The sequence below is a fragment of the Arcicella aquatica genome, from assembly GCF_034928825.1.
In the GTDB taxonomy this organism is placed as follows: Bacteria; Bacteroidota; Bacteroidia; order Cytophagales; family Spirosomataceae; genus Arcicella; species Arcicella aquatica.
Map to the genome: position 1 here is coordinate 1 of NZ_JAYFUL010000001.1, position 14,470 is coordinate 14,470.

General features: G+C 37.0%; 9 protein-coding genes. 7 read left to right on the plus strand and 2 right to left on the minus strand.

Translation table 11 applies throughout. From position 1 onward, the window contains the following. Positions 1 to 176: 176 nt before the first annotated feature. Positions 177 to 848 (minus strand): hypothetical protein, encoded by a 672-nt coding sequence (locus VB264_RS00005; RefSeq protein ID WP_323245973.1) that lies wholly within the window; start codon positions 846 to 848, stop codon positions 177 to 179. Positions 849 to 1,003: 155 nt separating this feature from the next. Further along, positions 1,004 to 1,534: a hypothetical protein gene (locus VB264_RS00010; RefSeq protein WP_323245974.1), complete on the minus strand. Its 531-nt coding sequence runs from the start codon at positions 1,532 to 1,534 to the stop codon at positions 1,004 to 1,006. Between the two features lie 252 nt (positions 1,535 to 1,786). Between VB264_RS00010 and VB264_RS00015 the strand changes: the two genes are divergently transcribed. The 7 genes from VB264_RS00015 to VB264_RS00045 all read left to right on the plus strand — a co-directional run bounded on the left by VB264_RS00015 (position 1,787) and on the right by VB264_RS00045 (position 14,209). Beyond that, positions 1,787 to 4,234 (plus strand): TonB-dependent receptor domain-containing protein, encoded by a 2,448-nt coding sequence (locus tag VB264_RS00015; protein WP_323245975.1) that lies wholly within the window; start codon positions 1,787 to 1,789, stop codon positions 4,232 to 4,234. Positions 4,235 to 4,983: 749 nt separating this feature from the next. Further along, positions 4,984 to 6,318 (plus strand): rhamnogalacturonan acetylesterase, encoded by a 1,335-nt coding sequence (locus VB264_RS00020; RefSeq protein WP_323245976.1) that lies wholly within the window; start codon positions 4,984 to 4,986, stop codon positions 6,316 to 6,318. A gap of 21 nt (positions 6,319 to 6,339) precedes the next feature. Beyond that, complete coding sequence (locus VB264_RS00025; RefSeq protein WP_323245977.1) at positions 6,340 to 8,172, plus strand: rhamnogalacturonan lyase; 1,833 nt, start codon at positions 6,340 to 6,342, stop codon at positions 8,170 to 8,172. A 229-nt stretch (positions 8,173 to 8,401) separates the two neighbouring features. Next, on the plus strand, positions 8,402 to 9,532 hold the full coding sequence (locus tag VB264_RS00030; protein ID WP_323245978.1) for a glycoside hydrolase family 88/105 protein: 1,131 nt from the start codon (positions 8,402 to 8,404) through the stop codon (positions 9,530 to 9,532). A 320-nt stretch (positions 9,533 to 9,852) separates the two neighbouring features. Next, on the plus strand, positions 9,853 to 10,617 hold the full coding sequence (locus VB264_RS00035; RefSeq protein ID WP_323245979.1) for a rhamnogalacturonan acetylesterase: 765 nt from the start codon (positions 9,853 to 9,855) through the stop codon (positions 10,615 to 10,617). A gap of 600 nt (positions 10,618 to 11,217) precedes the next feature. After that, positions 11,218 to 11,925, plus strand: a complete 708-nt coding sequence (locus VB264_RS00040) for an alpha/beta hydrolase (protein WP_323245980.1) — start codon at positions 11,218 to 11,220, stop codon at positions 11,923 to 11,925. 175 nt (positions 11,926 to 12,100) lie between these two features. Beyond that, on the plus strand, positions 12,101 to 14,209 hold the full coding sequence (locus VB264_RS00045; protein WP_323245981.1) for a beta-galactosidase: 2,109 nt from the start codon (positions 12,101 to 12,103) through the stop codon (positions 14,207 to 14,209). The last annotated feature ends 261 nt before the right edge of the window (positions 14,210 to 14,470 follow it).

The window sequence follows — 14,470 nt, forward strand, 5'->3', positions numbered from 1 at the left end:
AGAATAAATCTTTAATTTTGATACCGATGATATTTTTCATTAAAAGGCTGTATTTGTTGCTTAGGAACTACAAATTTCAGCCTTTTTTTATTAATTCTGATTTTTCATCGGGTAGAGTAACTTAGAATAATACCTAAACAAATAGTAATTACTTAATTGATATGAAAATAAACATTTTAATAGTCCGCTTGATAACCATGACCATTCTTTCCATAAAATGTTAGCCATCTAGCCAAAGAATAAACAATGTGTAATTTGCCTGCTATATCATTTTCTTCTGAATCAGAAGGAGCTCTTTGGTTTTTAAGGTATTCTAGATTATTTTCCTTAGCAATATTATCAGCAGTATTCATTAACCTATTGCCATAATCTAATGCTTCTTCAGCAAGTTTGGTTTCCCAAGCTTCGTGTACTAAACTTTCATCTATCAAGCCAATACATGTTGTCAAAAATTCGCCTCTGAATACATGTTCCTCCTGTCCATAAGCAATATAGATAGGTAATCCATCAATCTCTTTTGCCAATTCAAGAATATAATAACCTTTATGTTTTTTGATAAAATCAGATTCAGATAGTTCTTTATTACTATCTTGGTATTTTACCTTAATCCAGTCCTCTGCTTCTTTGTCACGTCCAACTTGGGGAGCTTTAAGGGTTTCATACACTGAAATCTGATTAGCAAACCATTCTTCAAGAAGTTCTTCTTTAGATGGAAGTTTTTTGCCTTTTAATTTATCAAGAAAACTCAACTCAAGTGTTTCTTTTCCTTCTATTACTCTAAAGATTTGATTGAATCTTTTCTCAAATCCTTTTTTGGGTTTCCCCATTGGTACTAAATCTAAGCCCATCGTTTAAATATTTATTTATTAAAATGTAGTTTTTCTTTAAAGCAATTCTCTTTTTATTCAAAGACATGAGACACACTCATGGCATGACTTCCAATTAATCGGCAACTATCATAAAACTAACCAAGTCATGCCATGAGTAATTCACAGACCACGAATTATTTCTTAGTCAGGAAATAAAGTTCTCTTTCTAATTCATGTTTCAATTGTGCAACACTTCTCTTCATCATAAAATAGGGCACTAATAACATAATGATACCATGAATTAGAAAAATTGGCAATATACTACTTAATGATTCACTAGGCATTGTACTAATAAATGAAACAAGGAAGATAGCATATACAATACTTATCACTATGTAAAAAGGAATTCCAAAAGTATTGAATCCATTTATTTCAGTTTCAATTAAAAGTTTTTCATTTTGTACAGTGTATGTGCCTTCAGCAATAGCCACATTAAATCCTCCATCAAAAAGCTTCTTTCGTTTTTTAATTTTAAAACCTTCATAATTTACTGTGCCTTTAAAGTCTTTTTTACTGGAAGAAAACACCTCAAAAGGATTTGAAAACAGTCTAGTACTACCTTCTTCTACGATAGTATCCATTTTGTTGACGAAGTCATTTCTACTGATTGGGAGGTCGATTGTTAAGGTGTCAATTAGTTTAATCTTCTTTAGGAATTCATCCATATTAATATTTGTTAAGACGTGGTTTATGTTTGTGACTATGTGGATTATTAGTCCAATGAATATATGTAAAATAATTGAATCAGTTAATTAAAGGAATAATATATTTATGTACCTAATCCCCCCTTAAACTTTTTAGCCTTTGAAAAATCTAAGACCAGTACAAGGATTATTGTCAACTTCAGATTCCTTACAGAATCCTTCCGTAACTTTGTTTCATCAACCAATTATACATCAGCATTTATCTAAAATCGTATGAATAAATTACTAATTGTAGTGTTACTTGTGATGAGTAACTTTTTTGTCTTTGCTCAAACTAAACCAAGTAACAGTCTATCAGGTAAATTGATTGATGGTACGACTAAAGAGCCTCTCCCTTTTGCTGCTGTTATTGTATTAAAATCGCTTGAAACTGGAAAAGATTCTTTGCTAAAAGGCGTTAATTCCAACGAATTGGGGATGTTTCAACTCACTAATTTGCCTACTGAGAAACTTAAAATCAGGGTATCTTTTGTAGGGTATCAGAATTATGAACAAGTTATTGAATTAACCAATCAGGAGACTGTCTTGGCTGACATCGCTTTGTTGCCAGAACCTAAAATGTTGAAGGAAGTGACGGTCACGGCCACCAAAAGTACTACCTCAATGGGGATGGACAAGAGGGTTTTTAATGTAGAACGAAACCTCACTACGGTAGGTGGTACGGCTGAAAACCTCCTCCGTAATCTACCCTCATTAACCATCAATCCCGATGGTTCTGCTAATTTAAGGAATATGGGGGCTACCATTTACATCAATGGAAAGCCTACACAATTGAGTTTAGCACAAATTCCAGCAGGACAGATTGAATCGGTTGAAGTAATTTCAAATCCTTCGGCTAAGTATGAAGCAGCGGCTTCTGGGGGTATTGTCAACTTGATTTTGAAGAAAAATCGTGAGGCTGGTTATAACGGTACCGCTAGTGTGGGAATTGGCAATAATTCACGGTATGATGGCATGGTAAACCTGAACGTGAACCAAGGAAAATGGAATTTTTCGACCATCTATAATTTTAATGCGACTAAAAACCCGCTGAATGGTTATGCTTATCGTACTAATTTCACCAATACGGGGGCTGTCGCAAGCTATTACAATCAAAATACGGATGTTTCTTTGAACAATCTTTTTCATAATATACGTTTGGCAACAGATTATACCCTTAATAAAGCTAATACGCTTTCTTTAGCTGGTAGTTATGTGACGGGTGAATATAATTCAGAAACCAACCAACAGTATCAGAATTTAGATGCTAGTAAGTCATTAGTAAGTTATGGTGGCAGAACTACGAAGCCACACAACACTTTTAATAATGTGGGTGTTGAGTTCGACTGGAAGCATAATTTTGCTCAGAAAGGAAGAACTTTGAGTTTTGTGAGTTCATTTACTCGTAATAATTTATCGAATGCTGCTAATTGGTACACTACCTCGTTGAATGCCGATGGGAATAGTCAGGCAGGTTTTCCAGAAACGGATATTATTGCAGGAAATACCGTGGGAAGTCAGATACTTGCCCAATTGGATTATGTAAAGCCTATCAACGATTCTACCAAAATTGAGATGGGTGTAAGAAGCTATACCTATATACGTGACCAACAATATCTTTTTTCAAAACTAGATGAGGCAAGTAATACCTTGATTCTTCAAAAAGATTTCTCGCAGGATGCAAACATTACCGAAACTGTTAATGCGCTTTATGTGATGTATTCTACGAAATGGAAAAGGAATATCAGTTTTGAAGCTGGCTTACGTTTTGAACAGTCGAGCCTGACAGGGATTTCAAACCTTGATGCTAAATCTAGCTTCGGCTATAAATTTCCCTCAAGTGATGGTGCTAATCTGATTAAAGCGTTATTCCCTTCGCTATCCATCAGTAAAAAACTGAATGCAGACTCGGAGGTTGGTATTAATTTTAGTAGAAAGGTAGGGCGTCCTAATTTCAGACAATTGTTTGTCGGAATTCAGGCTAATGATAAACAGAATATTACGATTGGTAATCCACAAATTCAACCTGAGTTTGTTAATACTGCCGAGTTGAATTATAATACTTCATTAGGCAAAGTAAACTGGCTGTCGAGCTTCTATTATATTTATGAAGACAACACCATTAAGCCAATCGTACAAGCATCGCCAACAGACCCATCTGTATACGTAACTACCTTTATTAATGCACAGGCTGATATTCAAACAGGTTTTGATAATACATTGACTTTTGGAATAGGTAAACGCCTTAACTTCTTAGCCAATTTGAATGTATTCAACATGGTATTGAAATCGGCAGATTATGAAAAAACGTTGTGGCGTTTTAATAGTAAACTGAACATTACTTATAAGGTAAGCAATAGTATTTCGGCACAATTGAATTCAAATTATGACAGCAAAGCCCCACAATTACAAGGCTATCGTCAAGGCATCAAAGCGATGGATTTTGCCCTTAGAAAAAGCTTTATGAACAACAAGGCGAGCGTATTGTTTACGATTAATGATATTTTTAATTCAAGAAAACCGATTACGATTTACGATCAGCCAACATCATACCAAGAGTCGATGAATAGACGAGAGGTAAGGTTTTATAAAATCACCTTGCAATTGCCAATAGGCAACAGCACTGCCGCAAAGAAAAAGGAGCAAAAAATTACGCGTCCTGATGTTGATTTTAATAATTAGATTGATTACTGATGGCATGAATTGAAGTCATGCCATCAGTGACATCTTTCTTATTTTTTAAAATTACCCATTAACGTATATTGTAAGCGTTATAAAATATAAACAACTATTCCCACTCCTTGAATGACTAATACTAGATAGTCTTGTAGTGAAATGCCTACCTTTTGCTTTGGTAAAAAATACCACAGCACTGCAGAAGCAAAGCAGAAGCAAATACCACAGCACTGTAGAAGCAATGCAGAAGCAAATACCATAGCACTGTAGAAGCAATGCTAGTATAATAAAACTATTAAAACTTAAGAAAACTATATAAACCATTAAAACAATAACAACAACAATGATAAAAAAAAGTATTGTTGTTGTTAAGATGAATAACAATGCTTTATTTTTTTGCCTTTGATTGCTATGACAAAATCAAGGGCAAAAATCATGTAGAAAGGTTTTGTTTTTAAAAGAAAAATCGCTATATTTGTATAAAGTTTTACAGCCTGTTATCTTCCGTGTTTTTGTTAAAATCAAAAAATCTTGTGCAGTTTTTATCAATGGAAATATTTAATGTTTCCTAATTAAGCTATTTTTTGTCCCCAAAAAACCTACGATTCCTACCCCGTGAGACCACAGGAGAGTTTTAGAGTCTTGTAACCCTTAATTTGTATTATCATTTAAAAAAGATAACATAGTCTTATTTTAATACAACGATTTCTTTTTTTATAGGACTTTATACATAATTCAACGCTATCACATTCAAGATGAATAAATTTAAGGGATTATTATTGGGTATTATTTTCACATTTTCTTCTTTGTACACTTTTGCTCAATTGCCAACTAGCTTCAAATTTGACTTTGGTGCTGGAAAAGTTGCTAAAGGATATACACAGGTATTACCTGAATCCGTTTATACCAAAGAAAAAGGATTTGGTTTTTTGCCGAATGCACCCATCGTTTCAGAAACTAGAAAAGGCAAAGATGCGTTGACCTCAGATTTCTGTACAAGTACACAGTCTTTTTATTTTACGGTGGATATTCCAGAAGGGAATTATAATGTAAAGCTATACCTAGGAGATACAAAAGGTACTTCCACCACAACCGTGAAAGTTGAAAACCGCAGGTTGATGTTGGAGAAAGTAATTACACCAGAAGGAAAAGTGGAAGCCAAAGAATTTACCGTGAATGTAAGAACTCCTCGTATCAATGATACCGAAAGTGTAAAACTTAAGCCTAGAGAATTTGAATACTTGCATTGGGATAATCAGTTGACATTTGAATTCGCTGATGTGAATCCTAAAATTTGTGGCTTAGAAATCACTAAAGCAAATGACTCAGTAATAACTGTTTTTTTAGCGGGTAATTCAACCGTGGTAGACCAAATCCAAGAACCATACGCTGCTTGGGGACAAATGATTCCTAGATTTTTTAAAGCGAAAGACATAGTTTTTGCTAATTATGCTGAATCTGGAGAGACTATCAAAAGTTTTGCAGGTGCCAAACGTTTGGATAAAGTAATGAGCCTGATGAAAGCTGGCGATTACTTTTTTATAGAATTTGCCCATAACGACCAAAAGGCAGGCTCTGGCGTTGAAGCGAATACGACGTACAAGGAATTTCTAAGATCATACATTCAGAAAACAAAAGAAAAAGGTGGCATTCCTGTGTTGGTAACGTCTATGCTTAGAAGAAATTTCGATGATAATGGTAAAATCATCAACACACTAGGCGACTTCCCCGATGCGATGCGTCAGGTAGCGAAAGACGAAAATGTAGCTTTGATAGATTTGAATGCGATGAGCAAAGTGCTTTTTGAAACGATGGGTCCCGAGAAATCAATGAAAGCCTTTGTGCATTACGAAGCCAATACTTTTCCTGAACAAACAAAGGCTATCCACGACAACACGCACTTTAGCAATTATGGTGCTTATGAAATCGCTAAATGCATCATTGAGGGCATTAAGCAAGCAAAATTAGGCATTGCTACTTCATTAATCAGTGATTTGCCAAGTTTCGACCCTGCTCATCCAGACGAGGAAACTAGCTTTAGCTTGCCACATAGTCCGCTAGTTCATGTTGTTAAACCTGATGGTAACTAATACGCTCTAACTCAAATAACAATGAAATCAACTATTTTAAAAAGTATCATTATCCTTTGTGTTGTCTCGTTCCAAACGTCGGCACAACGCTTAATGGAAAACCTCAACAGAGGTATCATCGCCATCAACCAAGGCGGTGGGAAAGTATTTGTAAGCTGGCGTTTATTGGGGACGGAAGCACCTGATACAAAATTCAACCTTTATAAAACAACAGGCAATGCCAAAGCCGTTAAGCTCAATAAAGAGCCTTTGACAAAAGGCACCAACTTCGTAGATGAAAAGGTAGATTCTTCTAAAGTAAATACCTATTTCGTAAAAACCATTACTGGTAAAACTGAAGGAAATGCGAGCGAGTCTTTTGTATTAGCGTCCAATTCTCCTGCACAAAACTATCTTTCTATTCCTTTACAAACGCCTGACAGATATACACCGAACGATGCTTCGGTAGGTGATTTAGATGGCGATGGAGTGTATGAAATCATCCTTCATCAAGCGGGTATCGCTAAAGATAACTCACAAAAAGGGGTTACCGACGAGCCTATTTTTGAAGCGTATAAGCTAGATGGCACGTTACTGTGGAGAATCAATTTAGGTAAAAACATTCGTGATGGGGCACATTACACCCAATTTATGGTATATGACCTTGATGGTGACGGTAAGGCTGAATTTGCTTGTAAAACGGCAGACGGTACAACCGACGGCAAAGGCAAAGTAATAGGCAATGCGAAGGCTGACTATAGAAATGCTGATGGTAAGATTTTAGATGGCCCAGAGTTCTTTACCATTTTCGATGGCTTGACTGGTACGGCTTTAGCGACTACTGATTATATTCCTGCCAGAGGTGACCTTGGCGGATGGGGTGGTAAAGGCGGAAACGGTGGCAATGACAAATCGGGTAATCGCAGCGACCGTTTCTTGGCGTGTGTGGCTTATTTAGATGGAAAACTACCGAGCGTAATCATGTGTCGTGGATATTACGGAAGAACCGTTTTAGCCGCTTGGGACTGGCGTGGTGGTAAACTAACTTCTCGTTGGGTATTTGATTCTAAAGATGGCAGTAATCCTTTTTCAGGACAGGGTTATCATAACTTAACCGTGGCGGATGTCGATGCTGACGGCAAAGATGAAATTGTATATGGCTCAATGGTCGTTGATGATAATGGTCAAGGGTTGTTTACGACTGGCTTGCGTCATGGTGATGCCTTGCATGTTACTGATTTAGACCCTTCTCGCCCTGGCTTAGAAGTATTTGGTGTGCATGAAATTGAAGAAAAAACCGAAGGACCGGGTGCCGCTTTGTATGATGCTAAAACGGGTGAAATCATCTGGCGTAAAAATGAAGGACAAGACGCTGGCAGAGGTGTAGCCGAAGATATTGACCCTACTAACGAAGGGGCAGAAATGTGGTGGTCTGGCTCAGGCGGACTGTTTAATGCGAAGGGGGATAAAATTGGTGATAATCCGAGTTCAACCAACTTTGTGATTTGGTGGGATGGTGATTTATCGCGTGAGTTATTAGATGGCAACCATATCGACAAGTATAAAGTGGGTAGGTTGTTTACTGCTGAAAACTGTTCTTCAAACAATGGTACAAAATCAAATCCAACTTTGAGTGCCGATTTATTTGGCGACTGGCGTGAGGAGGTGATTTTTAAAACGAATGATAAAAAGGAATTGCGTATTTTTTCAACGACGATTCCTACAGAACACCGTTTACCGACGTTGATGCACGACCCGCAATACCGACTAAGTATCGCTTGGCAAAATGTAGGCTATAACCAACCGCCACATACAAGCTACTTCTTAGGAACAGGCATGAAAACACCAACGAAGGCGAATATAAAAGTGAAGTAAATTATTGAGTGAGTGAGTGATTTGTGATTGAGTGATTGATTTAGTTGCGAGTTACGAGTTAGTAAATTGAAAGTCAATGAGTTGATAAATCTTATAACACATCTATCATTCATTTGCAGCTAAAACAATCACTAACTCACAATTTCCTCTTTCACAACTCACAACTAAAAACAATCACTCAATCACAACTCACTCAATCACAATTAAATCAATCACTCAAACAAAAGATATGAAAAAAAACATCACAACGCTCTGTCTTCTTGCACTGATAAGTATTTGTCAGCTACAGGCACAGAAACTTCCTAAAAAGCAGGAAATGTTAAAGGCTTTGACAGTAGCCAACGATTACTTTATGACAAAATGGGCTGATGTTTCTGCTCCAATTGTGCGTCCTGATAAAACTCGTCCAAGTAATATTTGGACACGTGGGGTATATTATGAAGGATTGATGGCCTTGTATAGTGTTGACAAACAAAAACGTTATTACGACTATGCCGTAGCATGGGGAGAAGCTCATAAATGGGGTTTGCGTAATGGTATCAAAACTCGTAATGGTGATGACCAATGCTGTGGACAAACCTATTTGGATTTGTATTTGATTGACCAAAAGCCTGAAAGAATCCGTGACATCAAAGCGTCTATCGATAGTATGGTGAACAGTACTAAAAAAGACGACTGGTCGTGGGTAGATGCTTTGCAAATGGCCATGCCTGTGTTTGCTCGTTTAGGACAAATCTACAAAGATGATCGTTATTACGAAAAGATGTATGAGATGTATATGCACACCAAGACGATTCACGGAGACAAGGGGTTATACAACCCTGCCGAGGGACTTTGGTGGAGAGATAAAGATTTTGACCCTCCTTATAAAACGCCTGCTGGTAAAAACTGTTACTGGTCGCGTGGAGATGGCTGGGTAGTAGCAGCTTTGGTGAGAGTTTTAGAAATTATGCCTAAAAATGCGCCACATCGTGAAGAATATCAAAAGACTTACTTAGAAATGATGAAAGCCTTACCTCCACTTCAACGTGCGGATGGTTTCTGGAATGTAAGCTTAACTGATGAAACTGATTTCGGCGGTAAAGAATTAACAGGTACTGCTTTGTTTACTTATGGCATGGCGTGGGGCATAAATCACGGACTATTGAATAAAAAACAATACTTGCCTATCATTGCCAAAGCAAGCAATGCGATGCTGAAAGACTGTGTACAACCTAATGGATTTTTGGGTTATGTACAAGGCACAGGAAAAGAACCTAAAGACGGACAGCCTTTGAGCGTTGATAAACAACCAGATTTTGAAGATTTCGGACTAGGTTGTTTCTTATTAGCTGGTTCAGAGGTTTTGAAGATGAAATAGGCGATTAAGCATTAATCCTTCCTATTAGTGGGTGACTTAAATCCTATTGATTACCAACAAGCATATAAATAACTGATAATCAAGGCCCTTATCCCTAGCGAGGGACTTAAGTCCCTCGCTAGGGATAAGGGCTTCACGTAGTCAGACTATGAAATGAGGCGACCAAAGCTCGGTTTGAAAGGAGATTTAAACCAATTTAAACCAATTTTATCAATAATCACACCTTCATTTCAACTTTGTAAAAGATGTGGGTAATCGATAGGGCTTAAGTCACCAGCTAATAGAAATAAATTTGATAATCAAAGTATAATAACAACAACATGAAACGCATTCTAATTCTATCAAGTATTATTTTTCTTTCTTTTACCTTCTTTAAAAAACAAAAACCTACGTTGTATATCATCGGTGATTCTACCGTGAGAAATGGCTCAGGTAAAGGTTCTGACGGACAATGGGGTTGGGGAAGTGTCATCCAAGATTATTTTGACACGACTAAAATCCATATCGAAAACCATGCGATTGGTGGCAGAAGTAGCCGAACATTCTTGACAGAAGGACGTTGGGATAAAATCATGGCTAATCTTAAAAAAGGAGATTATGTGATGATACAGTTTGGTCATAACGATGGCGGAGCGTTGAATGATAGTACACGTGCCAGAGGAAGCATCAAGGGAATCGGCGAAGAGTCCGAAGAGATTGATAATATGATGACTAAAAAGCATGAAACCGTACATACTTATGGCTGGTACATGCGTAAATACATCAATGAAACCAAAGAAAAAGGTGCGCAAGCTATAGTATTCTCGCCAGTACCACGCAATGTATGGAAAGGTGGAAAAATACCAAGAGATACTTATGGAAAATGGGCTGCTGAAACAGCTAAGACCACAGGAGCTTTCTTTGTAGATTTAAACGAATTGGTGGCTGTAAAATATGAGCAATCGGATGAGGCTACTTTGAAGAAAAACTACTTCCCTATCGACCATACACATACTAATTATGAAGGAGCAAAAGTGAATGCTCAGACAGTAGTGGAAGGGTTGAAAGGAGTGAAAAAATGTAAATTGAATAAATATCTAAAGTAATCATACTGATTGCCAATCTCAAAAAATACTGATGACATGACTTGGAGTTATACCATCAATGCTCTTATCCCTAGCGAGGAACTTAAGTCCCTCGCTAGGGATAAACTATTTAATTATCAACAACTTACAAACTTATAGATAATCTATAAAACTTAAGTATCTCTCTAGGGATAAGGGTTCCCTACTCTCCACAGAACCACACAAACCTACTTGTACATACCGACTTATACGCTTAACTTGGAAGACTATGAAAAATTTAACTTGTAAATAATTCCTCCAATGTCCAAATATACCCTGCTGTTATTATGCTGTGTAACGATTTGTTCTTTAAAGTCTGTCAGTGCTCAAAAAGATATAGCAACAGTTAAGCTGCAAAAAGGCATTCAAACATTTATCATTCATACCGTTGATATAGGCAATATGAATTATGATTATATTAACTTTAAGAAGATAGATTAAGTAACTTCTTGTACGATAAAATCATTCACATAATAGGACACCATGAGCTATCAAATTATCTCAAAAATACTCTTTATAATATTAGGCATATACCTTATCATTTGTGGATTATTGTTCATGTTTCAAGAAAAGCTCATTTTTTTGCCTCAAAAACTTAATAGCACACATCAATTTAGTTTCTGGCAAGACTTCAAAGAAATGAATTTTAAAATGAAGGATGGAGTATTGCTTAACGGAGTTTTATTCAAAGCGGTTAATTCAAAGGGACTTATCTTTTACTTACATGGCAATGCTGGTTCGTTAGAAAATTGGGGAGAAGTAGCAAAAACTTATACAAGCCTACATTATGATGTTTTCATGCTCGATTATAGAGGATATGGAAAAAGCGATGGCTCGATATTCAGTGAAGAACAGCTTTTTCAAGACAATCAGGCTGTTTATGATGAATTAAAAAAGAAGTATTCTGAAAATAAAATAATAGTATTAGGGTATTCAATAGGTACTGGCATGGCTACCAAAATTGCCTCCACCAATCATCCAAAACTATTAATTTTACAAGCCCCATATTTTAGCTTAACAGATTTGATGAAACACTCCTACCCTATTATTCCCCCGTTTATACTACAATACAAACTAGCAACTAACCTATATATCAAAGATTGCAAAATGCCTATTGTGGTTTTTCATGGAGATGAGGATGAAATAATTTATTATGGCTCATCTTTAAAGCTAAAAGCATTATTTAAACCACAAGACACCCTTATCACCTTAAACAAACAGCATCATAATGGTATCACAGATAATGAAAATTATCGGCTGTCTATTCAGAAAATATTGATGGAGCGTTAGGAATACAATCCTTTGATAGTTGGGTTAATACGTTTTTCAGTTGTTTACTAAATAAGTACAAAAAGAATTCTTCTTATTGTATCATTTTGATACAATTTTGTATTATTTTTGAAATGAAAGGCTATTTTTCAATCAAAAACAATCAATCGTATCTTATTTGTATTCCTCCTCAATTATGAAAAATTCCAGATTATTCACCAAAATCATGGCTCAGTGTCTGTTGATGACTTGGCTGATGTTAGGAAATGCTCTGTATTCCTCCGCACAAAGTCCCAACAATAAATTACTTTTCGGGGTAGCTTATTACGACGAGTACATGCCTTACGAACGTTTGGATAAAGACGTTGCCATGATGAAAGAGGCAGGTATTAACGTGGTTAGGATTGCAGAATCAACATGGAGTACCGTTGAACCACAAGATAATGTCTATGATTTTTCACATATCGACCGTGTTCTGAATGCCATGCACAAAGGAGGAATCCATGTGATTATCGGGACGCCTACTTATGCCGTACCGACTTGGTTGGTCAAAAAATATCCTTCGGTATTGGCTACTACTGCTCAGGGGCAAAACCGATATGGCGTTCGTCAGAACATGGATATTACCAATGAACACTTTAGGTTTCATGCAGAAAGGGTGATTCGTAAAATAATGGAACATGTAAAAGACCACCCTGCCATCATTGGCTATCAGGTAGATAACGAAACCAAGCACTATAATACCGCAGGCGATAATGTTCAAAAAGCATTTGTAGCCTATATGAAAGCAAAATACAAAACCTTAGATGCTATCAACAAAGCTTTTGGGTTAGATTATTGGAGCAATAGAATTAACAATTGGGATGATTTCCCATCGACCGTAGGTTCTATCAACGCTAGTTTAAGTGCTGAGTTTTCTAAGTTTCAAAGACAATTAGTGACTGACTACTTGGCGTGGCAAGTGGCTTTAGTAAAAGAATATAGCAAGCCCAACCAGTTTGTCACCCAAAACTTTGATTTCGACTGGCGAGGAATTTCTTATGGTATTCAAACCGATGTAAACCATTTTGATGCAGCCAAAGCAATGGATTATGCAGGAGTTGATATTTACCACCCAACACAGGATTTTTTGACAGGTATCGAAATTTCATTTGGCGGTGATTTAGGTCGCTCGATGAAGAATGGCAAAAACTACTTGGTGATTGAAACAGAGGCACAGGGTTTTCCTCAGTGGACACCCTACCCTAACCAGTTACGTTTACAAGCCTTTAGTCATATCGCCTCAGGGGCAAATATGTTGGAATATTGGCATTGGCATTCTATCCATAATTCAGCAGAAACCTATTGGAAAGGCTTATTAAGCCATGATTTTGAACCAAACCCTACTTATAACGAAGCAAAAACGATTGGTAAAGACTTTGAAAAATTAAGCCCGAAGTTAATCAATCTTAAAAAGCAAAATGATGTAGCCATTCTATTTAGCAATGAAGCCCAAACGGCCTTCAATGCTTTCAGCTTTGGTTGGGGAGCTAGAGAGCGTTATAATGACATTCTTCGTCCGCTTTATGATGCTCTTTATCGCATGAATGTTGGCACTGATTTTATCGACCCAAGTACTGCTAATTTCGAAAAGTATAAACTGATTGTAGTCCCTGCCCTTTATGCGGCATCTGACGAACTATTGAACCGACTAAACACTTTTACCAAAAATGGAGGGCATGTAATATATACCTTTAAAAGTGGGTTCTCGGATGAAAACGTAAAAGTAAGAACTAGCCTTCAGCCCGGTATCGTCAACGAGGCGTGCGGGATTTCATATAGTCAGTTTACTATTCCCAATAATGTTTCGTTGAAAGGCGACCCTTATCAAGTAGGAACAGCCAACAACATAGTAAACACATGGATGGAACTTATCACGCCAACGACTGCCAAAGTATTGGCTTATTATGAACATCCAGCTTGGGGCAAATACGCAGCCATTACTCAAAATGAATATGGCAAAGGCGTAGCAACCTATATCGGCTGTATGACGAACGAGAGAATTACAGAAGGCATATTGAAGGAAGCTTTAAAGAAGGCTAATCTTTGGGGAACAAATCAAAATTTGTACTTCCCACTCATCACCAAAGAAGGTACTAATACGGCAGGCAAAAAAATCCATTATTACTTCAACTATTCTGCCGAAAGCAAAAGCTTAAAGTATCCTTATAAATCAGGAAAGGAACTGATTTCAAATACTGGCATTCAGCTAAATCAAAATATTGATTTAGCACCTTGGGGATTTAAGATTGTTGAGGAGGAATAATAGGGTTTATTTGCTTCCCTTCTCCGTGGTCTGTGGCACACACTTACTCCACTGCGTTCTGCATGCCACAGACCACGGAGAAGAGAGAATAAAAGAACTTTTAGCGGTAACCCTTGCGGTTACCGTGCAAGAAAGTACAATAATGAAAAACGGTAACCGCAAGGGTTACCGCTACTGGTTATCATAAGATAAGATACTGTATTATAAGTTTTGGGAAATGAATTTGGGTTTAGTTTGGAGGTTTTGTGCGAAAGTGGTATG